The sequence below is a fragment of the Halomonas sp. PAMB 3232 genome (assembly GCF_031954225.1).
Classification (GTDB): domain Bacteria; phylum Pseudomonadota; class Gammaproteobacteria; order Pseudomonadales; family Halomonadaceae; genus Vreelandella.
The window spans coordinates 2,007,560-2,028,515 of the sequence record NZ_CP134865.1; the positions used below are offsets into that span (position 1 = coordinate 2,007,560).

13 protein-coding genes, 2 tRNA genes and 3 rRNA genes are annotated in these 20,956 nt (G+C 58.4%); 6 read left to right on the forward strand and 12 right to left on the reverse strand.

The window, feature by feature from the left end:
- Positions 1-298: 298 nt before the first annotated feature.
- From RN346_RS09180 to RN346_RS09190, 3 genes are all read right to left on the reverse strand, one after another.
- On the reverse strand, positions 299-1,168 hold the full coding sequence (locus tag RN346_RS09180; RefSeq protein ID WP_263587094.1) for an OmpA family protein: 870 nt from the start codon (positions 1,166-1,168) through the stop codon (positions 299-301).
- 295 nt (positions 1,169-1,463) lie between these two features.
- Positions 1,464-1,931, reverse strand: coding sequence for a DUF2489 domain-containing protein (locus RN346_RS09185; RefSeq protein ID WP_311957973.1), 468 nt, complete (start codon positions 1,929-1,931; stop codon positions 1,464-1,466).
- Positions 1,932-2,065: 134 nt separating this feature from the next.
- Complete coding sequence (locus tag RN346_RS09190) at positions 2,066-3,091, reverse strand: COX15/CtaA family protein (RefSeq protein WP_311960952.1); 1,026 nt, start codon at positions 3,089-3,091, stop codon at positions 2,066-2,068.
- A gap of 350 nt (positions 3,092-3,441) precedes the next feature.
- Here RN346_RS09190 and RN346_RS09195 point away from each other — a divergent pair, with 350 nt between their 5' ends.
- Together RN346_RS09195 and RN346_RS09200 are read left to right on the forward strand one after the other, a co-directional pair.
- Positions 3,442-3,651, forward strand: a complete 210-nt coding sequence (locus RN346_RS09195; protein ID WP_263587091.1) for a hypothetical protein — start codon at positions 3,442-3,444, stop codon at positions 3,649-3,651.
- Between the two features lie 10 nt (positions 3,652-3,661).
- Positions 3,662-3,991 (forward strand): DUF6482 family protein, encoded by a 330-nt coding sequence (locus RN346_RS09200; RefSeq protein WP_263587090.1) that lies wholly within the window; start codon positions 3,662-3,664, stop codon positions 3,989-3,991.
- 25 nt (positions 3,992-4,016) lie between these two features.
- Here the strand turns inward: RN346_RS09200 and RN346_RS09205 are convergent, their stop codons facing one another.
- On the reverse strand, positions 4,017-4,649 hold the full coding sequence (locus tag RN346_RS09205; protein ID WP_311957975.1) for a TetR family transcriptional regulator C-terminal domain-containing protein: 633 nt from the start codon (positions 4,647-4,649) through the stop codon (positions 4,017-4,019).
- Positions 4,650-4,829: 180 nt separating this feature from the next.
- Between RN346_RS09205 and xdhA the strand changes: the two genes are divergently transcribed.
- From xdhA to guaD, 4 genes are read left to right on the forward strand one after another with little or no spacing between them, the layout of a single operon-like run.
- Positions 4,830-6,281: a xanthine dehydrogenase small subunit gene (xdhA, locus tag RN346_RS09210; RefSeq protein WP_311960953.1), complete on the forward strand. Its 1,452-nt coding sequence runs from the start codon at positions 4,830-4,832 to the stop codon at positions 6,279-6,281.
- Entirely contained in the window at positions 6,265-8,688 is a 2,424-nt protein-coding gene (gene xdhB / locus RN346_RS09215; protein WP_311960954.1) for a xanthine dehydrogenase molybdopterin binding subunit, read from the forward strand. The genes xdhA and xdhB overlap by 17 nt, the downstream gene beginning before the upstream one ends.
- Positions 8,685-9,557 carry a xanthine dehydrogenase accessory protein XdhC gene (xdhC, locus tag RN346_RS09220; RefSeq protein ID WP_311960955.1) on the forward strand — a complete coding sequence of 291 codons (873 nt, stop codon included), beginning with the start codon at positions 8,685-8,687 and terminating at the stop codon, positions 9,555-9,557. The genes xdhB and xdhC overlap by 4 nt, the downstream gene beginning before the upstream one ends.
- Before the next feature lie 14 nt (positions 9,558-9,571).
- Positions 9,572-10,876, forward strand: coding sequence for a guanine deaminase (guaD, locus tag RN346_RS09225; RefSeq protein WP_409335800.1), 1,305 nt, complete (start codon positions 9,572-9,574; stop codon positions 10,874-10,876).
- Positions 10,877-10,987: 111 nt separating this feature from the next.
- On the opposite strand, the gene rrf is transcribed toward guaD, so the two are convergent.
- From rrf to cydD, 8 genes are all read right to left on the reverse strand, one after another.
- Positions 10,988-11,103, reverse strand: a 5S ribosomal RNA gene (gene rrf / locus RN346_RS09230).
- A 130-nt stretch (positions 11,104-11,233) separates the two neighbouring features.
- Positions 11,234-14,123: ribosomal RNA gene (locus RN346_RS09235) — 23S ribosomal RNA — on the reverse strand.
- A 264-nt stretch (positions 14,124-14,387) separates the two neighbouring features.
- Positions 14,388-14,463, reverse strand: a tRNA-Ala gene (locus RN346_RS09240).
- A gap of 110 nt (positions 14,464-14,573) precedes the next feature.
- Positions 14,574-14,650: transfer RNA gene (locus tag RN346_RS09245), tRNA-Ile, on the reverse strand.
- A gap of 85 nt (positions 14,651-14,735) precedes the next feature.
- Positions 14,736-16,270 (reverse strand): 16S ribosomal RNA (locus RN346_RS09250).
- The 16S, 23S and 5S rRNA genes sit together here with 2 tRNA genes alongside, the layout of an rRNA operon.
- Before the next feature lie 277 nt (positions 16,271-16,547).
- Positions 16,548-17,546, reverse strand: a complete 999-nt coding sequence (locus RN346_RS09255; RefSeq protein WP_311960956.1) for an adenosine deaminase — start codon at positions 17,544-17,546, stop codon at positions 16,548-16,550.
- Between the two features lie 26 nt (positions 17,547-17,572).
- On the reverse strand, positions 17,573-19,282 hold the full coding sequence (gene cydC / locus RN346_RS09260) for a thiol reductant ABC exporter subunit CydC (RefSeq protein WP_311960957.1): 1,710 nt from the start codon (positions 19,280-19,282) through the stop codon (positions 17,573-17,575).
- Positions 19,279-20,952, reverse strand: a complete 1,674-nt coding sequence (gene cydD, locus RN346_RS09265) for a thiol reductant ABC exporter subunit CydD (protein ID WP_311960958.1) — start codon at positions 20,950-20,952, stop codon at positions 19,279-19,281. The genes cydC and cydD overlap by 4 nt, the downstream gene beginning before the upstream one ends.
- Positions 20,953-20,956 lie beyond the last annotated feature (4 nt).

Consider the following 20,956-nt stretch of genomic DNA (forward strand, 5'->3'; position numbering starts at 1 on the left):
CGTACCACTAAAAAAATAAATGACAATATTTATCATTAACATTCAGCCGCGGGAATGTATACGAAAGGGTCACAAATCGTTCAGTAAACGCCGGTAACAAGCTTAAAGCGGCGTTGAGAGGAATGGATCAAGTTTGGAATGGAAAATGAAACGCCATTGGAAAGAAATGTGGCGAAACGCTGGCGCCAACGCCAAAAAGCAAAGCGCCGGCCGAAGCCGACGCTTTATTTGGATCCTGACCGCAAATGCGATTCGGATCGGTAACGGATACCTAACTATCCATTACGTCACGAGTGGCTTAGTTCCACTCGTCCAGTTCTACACGACGGTTCTGAGCACGACCTGCGTCGGTGTCATTGGTCGCGATCGGACGCTCTTCACCGTAGCCCACAGCGCGCATGTCGCTGGCCGGTACGCCACGCTGGTTCAGGTAACGAGCCACGGACTCGGCGCGCTCCTGAGACAGCTGCATGTTGTACTGGTCGGAACCAACAGAGTCGGTATGACCAGCGATGCTTACGCGAACGCCCTGGTTGTTGACCAGACGCTCGGCAACGCCGTTCAGAACCTGCTGGGCTCCAGGCGTCAGGCGCGCAGAGTCGAACTCGAAGTTAACGTTTTGCAGTACAACGCTCTCTTCACAGCCCAATGCGTTGACTTCGACACCGGCCGGAGTGTTCGGGCACTGGTCGCGGTAGTCCGGCACGCCGTCGTTATCGGAATCCAGCGGGCAACCTACGGCGTCAACCTGTACGCCGGCCGGAGTACCCGGGCACTGGTCGCGGTAGTCCGGTACGCCGTCGTTATCGGAATCCAGCGGGCAGCCTTGCGCGTCAGTGGCAACGCCAGCGGGTACTTCGCCGTAAGTCGGGCACTGCGGCTCGACCGGCTCGGGCGTGCGGTCGGCACACAGCAGAGCGCCGATAGCCGCACCAGCGGCTGCGCCGGTAGCGGCACCGCTTTCTTCGTCAGAACGACCGCTAACGCCGTAACCGATACCGCCACCGATCAAACCACCAGCCAGACCGCAAACGGCCGGATGCTGGTACCAGCTACGATCGCTGCTAGCGCTGGCTTGACCTGACGATTGGGAAGCAGAGCTGGCACACCCGGAAAGGCCTACTACCAAAGCCGACCCGATGAGCAAGCCTGTCGTTGATTTTTTCATGCAAGACTCCTTCTTGATCCAATGCTAACGAGGTCGATTAACCACGTTGGTCCAATGCTTCTTATATAACGAGAGCATCCGTTTTTTCGTTTGATCGGTGTGTAATGAACCAAAGCTCACTTACCCGATCGATTCGCCAATCGTCCCCTACCTGTGAGGCAAGCTGGATGGCATCAATGCCTTGATATCAACTTCTTGCCAATATCGGCATATCTAGCATAGCAAAACTCTTGTAACTGACGCCAAGAAAAGTACGCTAACTTCCAGGGCGCGTCTATAGAAGAGCTTTGCTCAATTAGTGTAGCGCCGAGCGGCCCTTGGCGCGCCATTCAAGCACCGCTTTCGCCGCTTTCAATACGTCCGAACGCATTTCGGTTTCCACTTCGATGCGCTCCTTGTCCTCTTGCATGCGTTCACGCGGAGTGAGCTGCTTTCTGGCCGAATGCGTCTTCAAATGGCGCGTTCGGTTATACACATCGGCAAACGCTTGAAACTCTTTACGTTCGGTAAGGCTTGGGTCGACTATTTCGAGCAACACTTTACATCGCCAGCTGCCTTCGGTGATATCGACCTGCTCCTGCACCAAGGCGCTTGCCACATAGTCGAGGTTTTCGAGGCTGTTTTGCTGGGCACGTTGATCCTCTTCAAGACGAAAGGCCTCGCGCCTTTTGACCTCTTTGCGCAGTGTAATGGCGTAGACGCTCAATCCAATCACGACGCCCGCGCCCACGAGTAGCAGTATTAACGCCCAAAGAGAGTTCATGCGCCAGTCCTGTCAGGCCGTATGTGCTCATCGCTCGATAGTTTATACATGCCTTTGCCTTTACCGAATCAATATTTGTGCGGAAATTGTACACTCTATATAGCTGATTTGCCCAATGTTATCGAGAAATTAGTTCAACGCGGCTGTTTTATCACGCTGTTTTCTTCATTTAGCTGACGCCAGTGCCACCAGGCCAAACAAAAACTTGCCGAAAGCAGTATTGCACCGGCGGTATGCAGTAGGGCCAGCCAGAGCGGCAACCACATCAATACGTTCGCTGCGCCCAACGCCGCTTGAGCAAGATAGGCGCCAAGCGTCAATCCAAGCACGCCACGAAGTGAAGCAGATCGTCTGTACCGTAAAAAAAGCGCCATCAAAGCAAGCCCTAAAAGCAGCGCCCCGAATCGATGAATGACCTGAATGGCGGTGCGCGCCTTTGCGTGTAGCTGCCCGTGCAAATAGTTCGGGCCTACCGTTTGCGTTAGATGTAGCGCTTCGCTGAAATCCATCGGCGGCCACCACTGCGCGTTACAGGTAGGAACCCCCTGACAAGCAAGCCCGGCGTAGTTGCTGGTAACCCAACCGCCTAGTGCCAGTTGCAGTACCAAAAGCAAAGCGGCGAGCGCCCAAAGCGCGTTACCTGCACGATTCCTCAAAGGCTTTTGCTGTCGACTTCTACGAACGCGTAGATAAAGCCATAGAAACAGCATGAGCACACCAATACCGCCCAGAAGGTGAAGCGTCACCACCTGAGGCCAAAGCTTGAGCGTAACGGTAAACGCGCCGAAGGCACCCTGCAATGCAATGATGCCCAGCAGCGTGAGGCTCAACTGCCAGGGATAGTCTTCAAGGCGACGAAGCGCGCGGCCCAATAACACGATCAAAACGACCAGCGCTCCCAAAAGCGTTGCCATATAGCGATGAATCATCTCCATCCACGCCTTGGCGGGCTCCAGCGGCGCATCGGGATGCTTGAGTACGGCGTGTTCACTATCCGGCACCAAAAGGCTTCCATAGCAGCCAGGCCAGTCGGGGCAGCCAAGCCCGGCATCAACGAGCCGAGTCCAGGCGCCTAAAAGAATCACGCAGGCTGTCAAAAGCACTCCTGCGAGCGTGAGATAATCAAGCCATTTCAACCGTTTCTCCATGGCGGTCTGCATACTGTTTCCTTACCGTCGGCCCGGCTCTTGATGATACGCGCGCCTTGAAATAGAACGTTTGAAATAGAACTGTCGGTTTAGCCAAGGCTTTGAAGCGATCCGAACTCGGCAAAGCGAGAAAGATGCGCTCTCGACCTTATACGTGGCGGCGGGAGTTTCGCGACATCCGCTTTTTTACCCAATGCCGGCCCTGCCTGTAGAGCGTCGCGTACCAGCGATCTCCCGTGTTGGCTAAATTGCGCGACGGTGGGCGCCACTATCCGCTATAGTTTGGCGAGTCAGGGTAGCACTATCGCGCCGTAGGCAAGATGGTTTCGTATCCACGCAAAAAATTCCCGGGGAGTTATTCAATGTTTCAACGCTGTACCTTCTTGTCTGCCTCATTGATGGCCGCCGTGCTGGCCGGCATTTCCGGCTGCACGACCTACACCTGGCCTGACGGCTCTCAGGAAACCGTGATCGGTGTCGTACCTGAAGACGAAAATCAGCGCTTCGAGGAACAGCGCGCCGAAGGAGCACGTTACCGCGTACCAGGCGTTGCCTCCGAACCCCCGCAGTAGGAGCGCTTCGATGCCACTCGACACCATTACTCTGGAAGCGCTTGCTAAAGAGACCGTGCCGGCAGCCACCTACCGCATCGAGATTCATGCGCTGGATAGTAGCTGGTACGTGGTTCGCCTTCACGGTCGAGAAGACGTACTAACGCTAGTGGATGAGAGTCAACGTGCGGTGCGCTATACCGGCCCGCAATGGGTAAGCCGGGCGTTTAGGCCGCTTGGCTTTACCGATGCCGTTTTAACACACTCCGATGTCTTCGATGAAATGATCGGCGCTCCGACCCAAACCGTTTCACCCGAAGAGCGCCTGGCTTTTGGCACGCGCGTTGCGCTTCAAACCTGACCTGTACGTCAAGAGCAGGTAACGCTCACCCAATACCGCACCCTTTCAAAATGACTCGCTCCAGGAAAGCGCTGATATCGGCAATGTCTGTGTGACTCAAGCGCTCACGCCCGAGGATGGCATTCACCTGAGCGCCATAGTCGGCGTAGTGCTGGGTCGACGACCAGATCAGAAATATCAGATAGCGTGGGTCGACATCGTCCATTTTCCCCATCGCCGACCAGGCTTTGATCACGGCGGCGCGACTTTCGACCCAGGCCCTGAGCTCGCCTTCCAGGTAGTGCTCGAGAAATGGCGCCCCGGCCAGAATTTCCGCGGCGAACAGACGTGAGCCCTCGGGATAGCGCTGGCCGAGCTCGATTTTGGTGCAAATAAAGCGACCGAGCACCTCGCGCGGATCGGATTGCGGGGTGATATCGTCGATCACCGCGTTCCAGCGCGTCATCATCCGGCCCAATAGCTTGAGATATAGCGCCTGCTTGTTTCCCATGTAGTAAAGAATGTTGGCCTTTGGAAGGCCGGCCCGGTCGGCGATGGCCTGCAGGCTCGCTCCGCGGTAGCCGTGCAGCGCGAAAACGCACTCGGCCGCGTCCAGAATGGCCTTCTCCTGGGCCTCACGCCCGCCTCTCTCCTTCGGGGTTTGTCGGGAGCTTTTCATAGGGCTTCCTTGAGCGTTGAACAACGGTGGCGGCTGCTTTGATAACGGCCGATGAAACGCACTAAAAAAGCGCGCTCCAGCACCGTTTGAGGGCACCCAACAAAGTCTTGCACATCGATTTATTTTAACCCAAGCTCTAGCGTATTGACCGATTGGTCAGAACAAAAAAGAGGGACGACCATGGCAAGCGTCGAGTTTTTGCTCAATGGCGTGTTGAAACGCTGTAACGTAGCGCCGGATACCAGCGCGCTCAACCTGCTACGCGATACGCTTGGGTACACCGGCACTAAGGAAGGCTGTGCCTCTGGTGACTGCGGTGCCTGCACCGTTGCCCTACGCGACGCTAATGCGCCGAACGCGGACTTTGCTAGCGTCAACGCCTGCATTACGCCAGCGCATCAACTGCAAGACAAACTGTTGGTGACCGTTGAAGGGCTCGAAACGGCTGAAGGATTACATCCCGCCCAGCAGACGATGATCGAGTGTCATGCCAGTCAGTGCGGCTTTTGCACGCCGGGCATTGTCATGTCGCTTTTTACCCTCTATCAGGGAAATGCGCTCAAAGCGCCTTTTAGCCATCGGGTACTGGAAGAAGCGCTGGGGGGAAATCTCTGCCGCTGCACCGGCTACCGCCCCATTCGCGATGCGGCACTTCAGATGCAAACCATGCGCTGGCAGCCGCCGGCTTGGCTCGATGCCGCCAGCTCTGCCGCACAATCGATGCCATCCAACGACCCGCCGGGTGACGCACTCTTTTTTAAAAGCCCCACTTCACTCGATGCGCTGCTGACGCTACGCGCGCGTCATCCAAACGCACGGCTGGTGGCCGGCGCCACCGATCTGTGGCTTGAGAACACCCAGCAGCTCAAGGCGCTCAATCAGCTGATCGATGTGACCCGGGTGGATGAGTTACGCCATATCGAGGCGAGTGACGACCCGTCCCGGCCAGGTTGGTGGATCGGCGCGGCGGTGACGTATACCGAGCTTGAAACGCTTTTCGAGCGCCATTTCCCTGCGTTTGCCCACCTGCTCTCCCGGCTGGGCTCTCGCCAGATTCGAAACCGCGGCACGCTGGGCGGTAACATTGCCAACGCCTCTCCTATCGGCGATACGCCGCCGGTGCTTTTAGCACTGGGGGCCTGGCTCGAAATCGCGGGACCGAGCGGCGCGCGCAGTCTGCCGCTCGAAAGCTTTTTTATCGATTATAAAAAAACCGCCCTGCAAAGCGACGAGGTGATTAGCCGTATATTCATTCCTGCGCTGACCGAGCACGCAACGCTGCGCGTCTGGAAGCTCTCCAAACGCCGTGAAGACGATATTTCCGCCGTTCTTGGCGCCTTTCACTATGCTATCGACGATGGCGCTTTCAGCCAGGTACGCCTTGGCTTTGGCGGCATGGCCGCCATCTCGAAACGTGCGTTACACGCTGAAGCCGCGCTCGAGGGCCAGCCGGTGACTCAGGCGAGTTTTCAAGCGGCGCAGCGGGCGTTAGCCAGGGATTTCGAGCCCATGTCGGATGTGCGGGGTAGCAGCCACTACCGTGAACAGGCGGCAGCCAATCTGCTGGAACGGCTTTACCTGACGCTCACCATGCCCACTCAAGAGGTCATGATTCATGCGTACGCTCACTAAGCTCGATAGCGAAAGCCGTCACGCCCGTCGCGAACTCGACGATCACATCAAGGGCTCCGGGCCCCTGGCGCGCCACACCGTTGACAGCGACGGGCGGCGTCAGGCCGGCTCGTCGAGCCATCACGAAAGTGCTCGCAAGCATGTAACCGGTAAGGCGAGCTACATCGATGACCTCAAGACACCGGCAGATGCGCTACACGTCGCGCTTGGCCTGTCACCAGCGGCGTTTGGCACGCTGACGACACTCGAGCTCGACGCGGTGCGTCAGGCTGAAGGCGTAGTAGACGTTATCACCTTTGCCGATGTGCCGGGCCATACGGACATCGGCCCGGTCTTTCCGGGCGACCCGATTTTCGTCGACCGTGATGTCAGTTACGCCGGCCAATGTCTGTTTGCCGTCGCGGCGACCTCCTTTCAGGCGGCCCGACGCGCGGTGACACTCGCCACTATCGAAATCGATGAGCGCCCCGCCCGCCTCGACCCGGTGGCCGCCGTCGAACAGGGTGAGCTGGTACGCCCGACTCACGTCCAGGAACGCGGCGATTGGCAGGCAACCCTTGCGCACGCGCAAACGCTCGTTGAAGGCACGCTGTTCGTCGGCGGACAGGAGCATCTTTATCTAGAAGGCCAAGCCTGCGTAGTGTTTCCCACCGAGGACGAAGGTGTTCTGGTCCATACTTCCAACCAGCACCCCAGCGAAACGCAGAAGCTGGTCGCCGAGGTATTGGGTATCCCTTTTCACGCGGTCACCGTCGAGGTGCGCCGCATGGGCGGCGGTTTCGGCGGCAAGGAGACGCAAGCCTCACCCTGGGCATGCATCGCGGCCATCATCGCACGACGCACGGGCCGCGCCACCCGCCTGCGGCTACCGCGCACCGCCGATATGCAGGTCACCGGCAAGCGTCACCCTTTTCACAACCGCTACCGTTTGGCCATCGATGAACGCGGCGTCATTCAGGGCGGTGATATCACCGTAATTGGCGACTGCGGCTATTCGCCAGATCTTTCAGACGCTATCGTCGATCGGGCCATGTTTCACGCCGATAATGCCTATTCGCTGGGCAACGCCCGCGTGACCGGGCACCGGGCGAAAACCCACACGGCGTCCAACACCGCTTTTCGCGGTTTTGGCGGCCCCCAGGGAATGATGGCGATCGAAGCGGCGATGGATGATATCGCTCGCCAGATCGGCGAAGACCCGTTGACGGTTCGCAAACGCAACTTCTACCGCAAGGGTTGTCAGACGACGCATTATGGGCAAACCGTCGATCAAATTGCGTTGCTGCATACGCTGGTCGAAAAGCTCGAAAAAGACAGCGATTATTGGGCACGCCGTAATGCCATGACTGCGTTCAACGCCTCTAGCCCGGTCATCAAGAAGGGTCTGGCGCTCACGCCGGTGAAGTTCGGTATTTCGTTCACCGCACAGCACCTCAATCAGGCCGGCGCCCTTCTACACGTCTATACCGACGGCAGCGTGATGATCAATCACGGTGGCACCGAAATGGGTCAGGGTCTTCACACCAAGATCTGTCAGGTCGTCGCCCGCGAGCTGGGGCTCGATCTGGACGACGTGCGCATCAGCGCCACGCGTACCGACAAGGTGCCCAACACCTCACCCACAGCGGCGTCCAGCGGCGCGGATTTGAATGGCATGGCGGCGCGCGACGCGGCGAGCCGCCTGCGTGAGCGCCTGTTCGATTTTGCCGCCGCCCATTTCGAAGGCGGTTTGGATCGCGAAGGCATGCGCCTGGAAGAGGGTGAGCTGATCGCCGGATTTGGCGAAAGCGAATATCACCTGCCTTGGGGGGAGCTGGTGCAAACCGCCTACCTCAACCGGGTCTCGCTTTCCGAGAAAGGCTTTTACGCTACCCCACTGATTCATTACGACCGCTCGATGGGCCAGGGCCGTCCCTTCTACTACTTCGCCTTCGGCGCCGCCGTTTCTGAAGTAAGCGTTGACACGCTGAGCGGTGAGTACCGGGTCGATCGGGTCGATGTGCTCCACGATGTCGGGGATGCGCTCAATCCGGCGATCGATATTGGTCAGGTCGAAGGGGGCTTTATCCAGGCGATGGGTTGGCTGACCAGTGAAGAGCTCAAGTGGAGCGACAAGGGGGCGCTTTTAAGCAGCAGCGCGGCCACCTACAAGATTCCCACCTTTGGCGACTTGCCGCCGGTCTTCAATGTCTCGCTCATGGAGGGCCACCCTAACTCGATGGCGAGCCTTTATCGCTCCAAAGCGGTAGGCGAGCCGCCCTTCATGCTGGGCATCAGCGTCTGGTCGGCGCTGCGCGACGCGCTGTCGAGCCTGACGCACTATCGATGCTCGCCGACACTGGACACCCCGGCAACCCCCGAGCGGGTCATGCTGGCCGCTCAGGCCATCAGGCCCAAAGCGCTATGAGCGGCGCCGCAAATACGCCTTGGCATGCCGCGCTGCACGATTGCCAACAAAACGGCACGCCGCACGTACTGGCTACTCAGGTGACCGCTCAGGGCTCGACCCCTCGTGAACCCGGTGCACGCATGATCGTCACCTCGGATCACGTCTTCGATACCCTGGGCGGCGGTACCTTCGAGTGGCAGACCATTCAGGCGGCGCGGCGCTATCTGGAGCAGGACAAAGCCGGCTTTCATCTGGAGGCGTTCGCGCTTGGCGGGCGAAGTGGCCAATGCTGCGGTGGCTTCGTCAACGTTCTGCTGGAAGTGTTTCCGGGTACGCAAACTCACTTGGCGGTGTTTGGTGCGGGCCATATCGGGCGACACGTGATAGAGCTTACCGATCCGCTCGACTGGCAGCGCTACTGGTGCGATAGCCGCCCAGACACGCTACCTTTGACGCCTGAGTCGCCTCGCCTGGCGCTGTTACCCCTCGAGAACGTAGGCCAACGCGTCAACGCGCTACCGTCGGGCTGTCACGCGCTGGTGATGACCCACAGCCACGATGAGGACTACGCTCTGATCGAGGCACTCATCGAGCGCGATGATATCGCCTCGATCGGCCTGATCGGTTCCGAAAGCAAGTGGGCCAGCTTCACAGGCAGACTTCAGCGAGCGGGTCATTCGCCTGCCTCTATCGAGCGTGTACGCAGCCCGATTGGCACGTTCAATGGTGCCAAGCTGCACCACAAGTCACCTTACGCCATCGCGCTTGCCGCAGTGACCGAGCTTTTATGGCTTATCGATACTTCCCCTGATAGCGCCACCCGAGGGCTCGAAAGCGCCCCGCTTCGCGCACTTTTCAACGATCATCAACCCGTTCAAGTGACCTGACCGTGACCCAGAATATGTTTATCCGCGCCGAACTTTTGAGTTTCGCCAAGCCTCCGGGCGCCCAGGACCGGCCCGCTGCTGGCAGTGTCGAGCATTTCGAAGACGGTCTTTTATGGCTCAGGGAGGGACTGATTCACGCGGTAGGTCGTTTTAACGAACTTTCCAGCGAGCTTCCCGCCGGCGTCGATATCATCGATCACAGCGACAAGCTGATCATGCCGGGCTTTATCGACAGCCATGTCCATTACGTGCAGCTCGATATCATGGCTTCCTACGGCCGACAGCTACTCGACTGGCTCAACGAGTACACCTTTCCCGAGGAGTGTCGTTTCCAAAGTGCCGAGCACGCCGAGGTGCTTTCGCAAGCGTTCCTGAACGAAATGTTGCGCGCGGGAACGACGACCGCCCAGGTATTCGGCTCGAGCCACGCGATCTCCATGGACGCTTTCTTCGGTGCCTGTCAGACACGCGGACTACGTATGCTGGGTGGCAAGGTAATGATGGATCGCAACGCGCCCGAGGCGCTTCTCGATGGCACAACCGGCATCCAGGATACCGAGCGACTGATCGCCGATTGGCACGGACGGGAGCGGCTGGGCTATAGCGTCACACCTCGTTTCGCACCGACCTCGACAAAAGCGCAAATGGACGCTGCGGGTGCGCTTTTGCGCAGTGACCCAACGCTTTGGCTTCAAACCCATTTGGCGGAAAATCGCGGCGAGCTTGCCTGGGTGGCAGAACTCTTTCCCGACAGTCAGGACTATCTGGCCGTTTACGAACGCGCCGGGCTCGTGGGGCCTAAAAGTACGTTTGCCCACGGCGTACACCTAAATGAGAGTATGCGTGAGCGCCTGGCCGCCCAGGGAGCCAACATCGCCTTCTGTCCCAGCTCCAATCTGTTTTTGGGCAGTGGGCTTTTCGATCGTGACGCGGCAGACCGCGCGGGCATGGCGTTCACCTACGCAAGCGACATTGGCGCCGGCACCGACTTGAGCGGCTTTGCGACGCTTAAAAGTGCCTATCAGGTAGGCCAACTCAACAATCAGCCGCTCACCGCATGGCAGGGTTTTTATGGCCTGACCCATGGGAACGCCAAAACGCTCTCGCTCGACCAAAAAATTGGCCAACTAAAGCCTGGTCTCGAGGCGGACTTCGTTGTGGTTGACCCAAATGCCACCGAACTATTGAGCCGCCGCATTCGCCGCTGCAGCACGTTAGGCGAGCGCCTTTTCGCGCTCATGATGCTGGCAGACGATCGCGCCATTTTCGAGACCTGGGCGAACGGCGAGTGCCAGCATAGCCGTGATGGGTTGTTGTAGAAGCAGACTTTAACCGGCAGTGCGGCGCAGCCGCTCTGCTCTCCACCGGCCTATCCTTCACGCATAAAAAAAGCCCCGAACACAAAGTGCTCGGGGCTTTTTCGAATAGGTGCCTGACGATAACCTACTCTCGCATGGGGAGACCCCACACTACCATCGGCGCGTTGCGGTTTCACTTCCGAGTTCGGCAAGGGATCGGGTGGTTCACGCAAGCCATGGTCGTCAGGCGTAACTTTCAATGTATATCGGCTGACGGTTTCGTGATCGTCTCGTTCGACATGAAGCCTTTTGCTTCATGTTCGTGCGTATCCGGTTCCTGCTTCGTTGTCACTGCGGGCCGAACCCCTTGGGTGTTATAGGGTCAAGCCTCACGGGCCATTAGTACACGTTAGCTCAACACCTTGCGGTGCGTCCACACCGTGCCTATCAACCAGCTGGTCTCGCTGGGCCCTTCAGGAGGCTCGAGGCCTCGGGGATGTCTCATCTTGAAGGGGGCTTCCCGCTTAGATGCTTTCAGCGGTTATCCCGTCCGCACATAGCTACCCGGCAATGCCACTGGCGTGACAACCGGAACACCAGAGGTGCGTCCACTCCGGTCCTCTCGTACTAGGAGCAGCCCTTCTCAAACATCCAACGCCCACGGCAGATAGGGACCGAACTGTCTCACGACGTTCTAAACCCAGCTCGCGTACCACTTTAAATGGCGAACAGCCATACCCTTGGGACCGACTTCAGCCCCAGGATGTGATGAGCCGACATCGAGGTGCCAAACACCGCCGTCGATGTGAACTCTTGGGCGGTATCAGCCTGTTATCCCCGGAGTACCTTTTATCCGTTGAGCGATGGCCCTTCCATACAGAACCACCGGATCACTAGAACCTGCTTTCGCACCTGCTCGACGTGTCTGTCTCGCAGTCAAGCACCCTTATGCTCTTGCACTCATTGCACGATGTCCGACCGTGCTGAGGGTACCTTCGTGCTCCTCCGTTACTCTTTGGGAGGAGACCGCCCCAGTCAAACTACCCACCACACACTGTCCTCGACCCGGATGACGGGTCGGAGTGAGAACACCAATGATGCCAGGCCGGTATTTCAAGGGTGGCTCCCTCCGAACTGGCGTCCGGAGTTCCTAGCCTCCCGGCTATCCTACACAGGCAACATCAGTATCCAGTGTGAAGCTATAGTAAAGGTTCACGGGGTCTTTCCGTCTAGCCGCGGGTACACCGCATCTTCACGGCGATTTCAATTTCACTGAGTCTCGGGTGGAGACAGCGTGGCCATCATTACGCCATTCGTGCAGGTCGGAACTTACCCGACAAGGAATTTCGCTACCTTAGGACCGTTATAGTTACGGCCGCCGTTTACCGGGGCTTCGATCAGGAGCTTCGGACGAATCCTAACACCATCACTTAACCTTCCGGCACCGGGCAGGCGTCACACCCTATACGTCCGCTTGCGCGTTGGCAGAGTGCTGTGTTTTTACTAAACAGTTGCAGCCACCTGGTATCTTCGGCCGGTTCAGGCTCGGGGAGCAAGTCCCTTCACCCTACGCCGGCGTGCCTTCTCCCGAAGTTACGGCACCATTTTGCCTAGTTCCTTCACCCGAGTTCTCTCAAGCGCCTTGGGATTCTCACCCTGACCACCTGTGTCGGTTTGGGGTACGGTCGCACATGATCTGAAGCTTAGAGGCTTTTCCTGGAAGCGTGGCATCAGTGACTTCCGGCCCAAAGGCCGTTCGTCTCGCATCTCGGCCTTGAACGCCCGGATTTGCCTGAGCATTCAGCCTACCTGCTTTCACCGGGACAACCAGCGCCCGGCTCACCTAGCCTTCTCCGTCCCCCCATCGCAATCATGTCCGGTACGGGAATATTGACCCGTTTCCCATCGACTACGCCTTTCGGCCTCGCCTTAGGGGCCGACTCACTCTGCTCTGATTAGCATCGAACAGAAACCCTTGGTCTTCCGGCGGGGGAGTTTTTCACTCCCCTTATCGTTACTCATGTCAGCATTCGCACTCGTGATACCTCCAGCAGACCTCTCGATCCACCTTCGTCGGCGTACACGACGCTCCTCTACCGCGCATCCATAAGGATGCACCCGTAGCTTCGGTACCTGGTTTAGCCCCGTTACATCTTCCGCGCAGGCCGACTCGACCAGTGAGCTATTACGCTTTCTTTAAAGGATGGCTGCTTCTAAGCCAACCTCCTGGCTGTCTGAGCCTTCCCACATCGTTTCCCACTTAACCAGGATTTGGGGACCTTAGCTGACGGTCCGGGTTGTTTCCCTTTTCACGACGGACGTTAGCACCCGCCGTGTGTCTCCCACGCTGCACTCACCGGTATTCGGAGTTTGCCTCGGGTTGGTAAGTCGGGATGACCCCCTAGCCGAAACAGTGCTCTACCCCCGGTGGTGATACGTGAGGCGCTACCTAAATAGCTTTCGAGGAGAACCAGCTATCTCCGGGCTTGATTAGCCTTTCACTCCGATCCACAAGTCATCCAAATCTTTTTCAACAGATCCTGGTTCGGGCCTCCAGTTGATGTTACTCAACCTTCACCCTGCTCATGGATAGATCGCCCGGTTTCGGGTCTATATCCAGCGACTGGTCGCCCAGTTAAGACTCGATTTCTCTACGCCTCCCCTATTCGGTTAAGCTCGCCACTGAATATAAGTCGCTGACCCATTATACAAAAGGTACGCAGTCACAGAACGAGTCTGCTCCCACTGCTTGTACGCACACGGTTTCAGGATCTATTTCACTCCCCTCGCCGGGGTTCTTTTCGCCTTTCCCTCACGGTACTGGTTCACTATCGGTCAGCCAGGAGTATTTAGCCTTGGAGGATGGTCCCCCCGTCTTCAATCAGGGTTTCTCGTGCCCCGACCTACTCGATTTCACTGTGCTCGGATTTCGGCTACGGGACTATCACCCGCTATGGTCAGACTTCCCAGACTGTTCGCCTATCGATTGCACAACTTAAGGGCTGGTCCCCGTTCGCTCGCCGCTACTGGGGGAATCTCGGTTGATTTCTTTTCCTCGGGGTACTTAGATGTTTCAGTTCCCCCGGTTCGCCTCGTACCCCTATGTATTCAGGATACGATACCGACCTTGTGGTCGGTGGGTTTCCCCATTCAGAGATGTTCGGGTCACAGGTCGTTTGCCACCTCACCGAACCTTATCGCAGGCTTCCACGTCTTTCATCGCCTCTGGCTGCCTAGGCATCCACCGTGTGCGCTTCATTGCTTGACCCTATAACCCGAAGGAGTCCGGGCCCGCAATGACAACGATTGCCGGATACGCTTGAGACGTATCACAAAACAATTGCGTATCGAGATCACGTCACGATCACAAAAGCCAAAGCTCATGTCACCGTATCGTCATTTGATACTGTCAGCATGATATACATTGTTAAAGAGCGACTGTTCGATGAACAGTGACAAGACGGCTTTTAAAACCCTGCCTTGTCAATGATCACAAAACAACAAACGGTACAACAACACGGCAACGAGATAATGGTGGAGCCAAGCGGGATCGAACCGCTGACCTCCTGCGTGCAAGGCAGGCGCTCTCCCAGCTGAGCTATGGCCCCATCGTTTTGCAATTTCACCTCTTGCCATCAACTTCCGTGAGACACGACAAAACGCAACAACGTACAGACCACCATACGAAGAGCTTTTGAACGCGGACATTACGGAAATTTGGTGGGTCTGGGCAGACTTGAACTGCCGACCTCACCCTTATCAGGGGTGCGCTCTAACCAACTGAGCTACAGACCCAAGAGGGGATCGTGCCAAACCGTTTGCTCTATCACTTGATCAGGCAATTCATTGTGGACGTTTACCGCGAGGATGACGCATCGTTTAAGGAGGTGATCCAGCCGCAGGTTCCCCTACGGCTACCTTGTTACGACTTCACCCCAGTCATGAACCACACCGTGGTGATCGCTTTCCCGAGGGTTAAGCTAACCACTTCTGGTGCAGTCCACTCCCATGGTGTGACGGGCGGTGTGTACAAGGCCCGGGAACGTATTCACCGTGGCATTCTGATCCACGATTACTAGCGATTCCGACTTCACGGAGTCGAGTTGCAGACTCCGATCCGGACTGAGACCGGCTTTTCGGGATTCGCTTGCTCTCGCGAGTTCGCTGCCCTTTGTACCGGCCATTGTAGCACGTGTGTAGCCCTGCTCGTAAGGGCCATGATGACTTGACGTCGTCCCCACCTTCCTCCGGTTTGTCACCGGCAGTCTCCCTAGAGTTCCCGCCATTACGCGCTGGCAAATAGGGACAAGGGTTGCGCTCGTTACGGGACTTAACCCAACATTTCACAACACGAGCTGACGACAGCCATGCAGCACCTGTCTCTGCGTTCCCGAAGGCACCCCGGAATCTCTTCCGGGTTCGCAGGATGTCAAGAGCAGGTAAGGTTCTTCGCGTTGCATCGAATTAAACCACATGCTCCACCGCTTGTGCGGGCCCCCGTCAATTCATTTGAGTTTTAACCTTGCGGCCGTACTCCCCAGGCGGTCGACTTATCGCGTTAACTTCGCCACAAGGTGCACAAGGCACCCAACGGCTGGTCGACATCGTTTACGGCGTGGACTACCAGGGTATCTAATCCTGTTTGCTACCCACGCTTTCGCACCTCAGTGTCAGTGTCAGTCCAGAAGGCCGCCTTCGCCACTGGTATTCCTCCCGATCTCTACGCATTTCACCGCTACACCGGGAATTCCACCTTCCTCTCCTGCACTCTAGCCTGACAGTTCCGGATGCCGTTCCCAGGTTGAGCCCGGGGCTTTCACAACCGGCTTGTCAAGCCACCTACGCGCGCTTTACGCCCAGTAATTCCGATTAACGCTTGCACCCTCCGTATTACCGCGGCTGCTGGCACGGAGTTAGCCGGTGCTTCTTCTGTGGGTGATGTCCTTCCTGACGGGTATTAACCGGCAGGCCTTCTTCCCCACTGAAAGTGCTTTACAACCCGAGGGCCTTCTTCACACACGCGGCATGGCTGGATCAGGCTTGCGCCCATTGTCCAATATTCCCCACTGCTGCCTCCCGTAGGAGTTCGGGCCGTGTCTCAGTCCCGATGTGGCTGATCATCCTCTCAGACCAGCTACGGATCGTCGCCCTGGTGAGCCGTTACCTCACCAGCTAGCTAATCCGACATGGGCTCGTCCGATAGCGGGAGCCGAAGCCCCCTTTCTCCCGTAGGACGTATGCGGTATTAGCCTGGGTTTCCCCAGGTTATCCCCCACTATCGGGTGGATTCCCATGCATTACTCACCCGTCCGCCGCTCGCCACCAGGAAGCAAGCTTCCCGTGCTGCCGCTCGACTTGCATGTGTTAAGCCTGCCGCCAGCGTTCAATCTGAGCCATGATCAAACTCTTCAGTTTAAAATCAGTGTGATTCTTGCCTGCCCATGTACGACGACATGACGCAGAGGCGAATCAATCCTGGCTCAAGGTTCAAACGAATTTACCGTGATACCTCGAAAGGTATCGCTGTGTTCGTCTGCCTTGATATAAGGTGACTTGTCACCCTCATCGGCAAACGCCCACATGAATTGCCTGATCAAATTGTTAAAGAGCTGACCGAAGGGCGCTGCCCGTTCGATGTGGGGCGTATTCTACTCACTTATGGTTATACGTCAACCCTATAGCGCACTTTTTATCACTCGCCTATGGAATCGAGGCGCTGGAGCAACGCTTTACGGCGCGGCTCGGCAATGAAGGCTTCTTCCAGCGCGTTGCGATTGAGCGCCTTGAACACGGACTCGTCCCAGCCAAAGGCATCCCGACAAGCGATATGATTGGCCAGCAACCCACCGCCGAAATAGGCCGGGTCGTCGGAACTGATGGTGACTTTCAACCCCTCTTCGATGAGCGCAGGAAGCGGATGCTCGCCAAGCTCGTCGATCACTTTCAGGCAAACGTTCGAAAGTGGGCAAACGGTCAGCACGACTTGTTCGCTTCGAAGACGCTCGACCAGCTCGCTATCGTCCAGGCAGCGGACACCGTGATCCACCCGCGTTATCTTGAGCTCATCAAGCGCCTGGCGGATGTAGTCCGCCGGCCCCTCTTCGCCGGCGTGGGCGACCAGCGCCAGCCCTTCTTTAGCGGCGCGCTCGAACAATGCCTTGAACTTGACCGGCGGATTGTCGCGCTCAGCACTATCCAAGCCAATGGCGTCGAGCCGTGTCCAGTAGGGAGCGGCCTGCTCGAACACCTCGAGTGCTTCTTCTTGAGAGCGGTCGCGTAGAAATGCCATGATCATGCCGATTGACAGATCCAACGACGCCTCGGCCTCCTCTTTCGCCCGAAAGAGCCCCTCCATTACCTCGTCCAGCGCCACGCCGCGAACCAGGTGCGCCTGCGGGTCGAAGTGCATGTCGATATGCACCACGCCTTCATCGCTTGCGCGCTTGAAATAGTCGATCGCGAGATCATAAAAATCCTCACGGGTGCGCAGTACGTTCATGCCCTGGTAGTAGAGATTCAGAAATCCCTGCAGGTTATCGAACCGGTACGCTGCCTTGACGTCCTCGACGCTCGCGTAATCGAGCGCGATACCGTTGCGTTTGGCGAGGCGAAACATCAGCTCCGGCTCGAGCGACCCTTCGATATGCAGGTGAAGTTCGGTCTTGGGCAGTTGGCGCAGGTACTCGTACATGATTTCCCCTCTTGAAAGATACGGCATCAAACGCTGGCCGAATCCAGCTGACCGTGGCAAAGGGAACGACTATACGTGAGCCCCGGAAGCAGCGATACATCGTCGATCTGGTGAACGAAGTAGATCGCCGTTCGACCCACGAGCCACTGATCGAGCGACGCCGCCAGGTGGCGAGCGGTGTCACTGTCGACGCCGGCGAAGGGTTCATCCAGCAGCACGACGCCTGGATTTCGCAGAAAAAGACGTGCCAGCGCTACGCGCTGGGCCTGGCCACCGGAGAGCTTGCGCCCCTTCTCCCCCACGGGTGTTTGAAGTCCCTCGGGCTCGCGGCGCACCCAATCAGCCAACGCCACGCGCTCGAGCGCCTGCCAAAGCGCTTCATCGTCGGCGGACTCGTTGGCCAGGCGAAGATTATCGGCAAGGGTGGCATCGAAAAGATCGACCTGCTGGGAGAGAAAGGCGAAGCCGCTGGCGCGCTCATCATTTAAAAGCGCGTAAGGCGCCTGCCCCCCCACCGTCACACTTCCGCTACTCGGCACCAGTCTCCCCAGAATTAGATGAGCGAGCGTCGACTTGCCCGCCCCGGATGCGCCGGTAATCGCCACGCGCGCACCGGCAGGCACTTTCAGCGAAATCCCTGATAGCGCCGGCGCCAACATGGCCGGATAGGTATAGCCAGCATCACTCAGCGTCACACTGACGCCAGGAGAACCTTCTGGAAATATCGCGCAAGGTTGCTCGTCAGAAACGGCCTTCGGCGTTAGCTGGTTGAGGCGCTGAACGCTTGCGTAACTTGCCCCGAGCTTGATGAACGCAGACGGAAGCGCTGTAAAGAGCTCACCGGCGCCAAGCACGACCAGTAGCAGCATGATCGCCACCGGCGATGCGATATCGTCGACGAGCGCGGCCTGGCTTAAAAACCAGAGCACCCCGATTAAAAGCACGCCCGTAACGAGCAGGATCAGCGCGTTACCCAACGCCGCCTTCGCCGCCAGCCGACGCTGATTGGCGCCGGCACCGGCCTCCAGCGCTTCGATATGCGCCTGGTGCCAACGCCTGGTTTGGTAGCTTTCAAGCTCGGCGCTGGCCTGGATCTGGTCGAGCACCCGGTTACGCAGCGCACTCTGATCGCGCACCTGCTGATGGCTCTGGCGAAACCCAGACCAGGCGAAGCCAAACGTAAGCACCATCCACAGCGCGCCAAGACTCATCCCCACGATCACCGCAAGCCCCGGCAGCCAGAGCGCGATGAAAAGGGACAGCAAACCGATCGCCAGCAGCGCGACCAGCGGCGGCATTAACAGGCGCAGGTAGAAGTTATCGAGGGTATCGATATCGGCGGTGAGCCGGGTCAGCCAATCGCCTGCGCGGCGTCGGCTCAAGGAGGCGGCGTCCAGATGGGTCAGGTAACCAAATACCTTGAAGCGCAGATCCGCCAGCAGCGTCAACACCGCGTTGTGGTTATATAAACGCTCGACATAGCGCGCGACGGTGCGAAGCAGGGCAAAAAAGCGGATACCGCCACCGGGAACGTAGATATCCAGCGTCGAGGGCAGCCCCGCCGCCAGCGCCATACCGGCGAAAGCGCAGGCGGTGATGAACCAGCCCGAAAGTCCCAACAGCGCAAGCCCTGCCAAAACCGTTGTCAGCATCAGCGCCGCGCCGATCAAAAAAACGCGCCGGCGCCTTGTCAGCAGAAAGATCCAGGGGCGAAAAGCGCAGATCAGCTCTTTCATGGCGTGACCTCCAAAACGCGGCCGCCGTCGCAGTGAAGATGGCGGGTGGCGATCGTCAGCACCTGCGGGTGGTGTGTGGCGATCACCAGCGTACGCCCATCCCTGGCCCAGGCCTTGAGCGCATCGATCACCAGCGCCTCGGTGGCGGCATCGAGATTCGAGGTCGGCTCGTCGAGCAGCACCAGCGGCGCGGCGCTGAGATAGACCCGCGCCAACGCCAGCCGCTGCGCCTGCCCGCCGGAAAGCCCAACACCCCGCTCGCCAAGCGGCGTTTCGAGCCCCTGAGGCAGCGCGGTGAGTAGCTCCCCAAGCCCTGACCGAGCGAGCGCGTCCAATAGCGCCCTCTCGCCCGCTTCGGGATTGGCGAGTCTCAGATTTTCCGCAAGACTTCCCTGAATCAGACACGGGCTTTGGTCGAGCCAGGCGATCTGGCCCGAGCGGCGATAGAGCGCGCCTTCCTGTGGCGCCATAAAGCCCGCCAGCAGCGCCAGAAGCGATGACTTACCGCTACCGGAAGCGCCGGTGAGCGCCAGAATATCGCCTTGTGCGATGGTGAGATCAACGTGCGATAAAATGGCGTCGCGCTGGGGGTAGCCCACCGAAACGCCTTTCAACTCGCAAAGCGCTCGGTCATGTCGAGGCACAACATGCGTTTGAGGCATCCAGTCGGGCTCGTTGAGAATGAACACCAGACTTTCCGCGGCGCCCAGCGCCGTTGCCCGGTCGTGGTAGTGCTGAGAAAGCGTGCGCAGCGGCTGGAAAAACTCTGGCGCCAGCAGCAGTACGGCAAGCCCGGAGAAGAGCGAAAGCGACGCCGCCGGGCCGAAATCGAGATAGCCCAAAAGCCCAAAGCCCACGTATATCGCCACCACCGCGATGGCCACCGAGGCGAAGAACTCGAGCACCGCCGAGGAGAGAAATGCCAGGCGCAAGGTTTTCATCGACAGCCGCCGGTATTCGTCGGTGGCGTACCAGACATCCCGGCGCGCTTTCGCCGTGCGCCCGAATAGCTGTAGCGTACTCATACCGCGCACCCGGTCGACGAAGTGAGCAGAGAGTCTCGAGACGGCGCTAAACTGCTCGCGGTTCATCCGCTCGGCGCCCATGCCTACCAGCGCCATGAACAGCGGAATCAGTGGCGCCGACAGGAGCAAAAAGATGACCACGACGTAATCGAGCGCACCGACGACCGCCGCAATCAGCAGCGGCAGTATCAGCACGATGCGAAGCTGGGGGTGAAAGCGCGCGAAATAGCCCTCCAGCGCATCGACGTGCTCGACCAGCTGAGTGGCCAGCGCCCCACTTTGATGATGGGTGAGCCAGAGCGGGCCGAGCGTGGCAAGCTTGTCCAGAAGCGATGTTCTCACTCGCTGGCGAATGCGAAGGCTCGCCTCGAACGCCAGCACCTCCTGGCCCCACTGGAGCGCCGCGCGAAGGCCCACCAACGCCAAAAGCATTAAAAAAATGCTCGAAAGCCCTGACAGCGGCCGGGCGTGTACGAGAATCTGATCGACGAGCCAAGCCAGCCCCACCAGCAGGCCGGTGGTACTGGCCCCGGCCAGCACCCCGCACACCGCCGCGCCCGAAAGCCTTTTCTTCTCAGCCAGGGCCAGTTGCTTGAGCCACTGGCGCGGCGTCAGGGTCGCAGGGGATGGAGGTGCCGATCTCATGGGG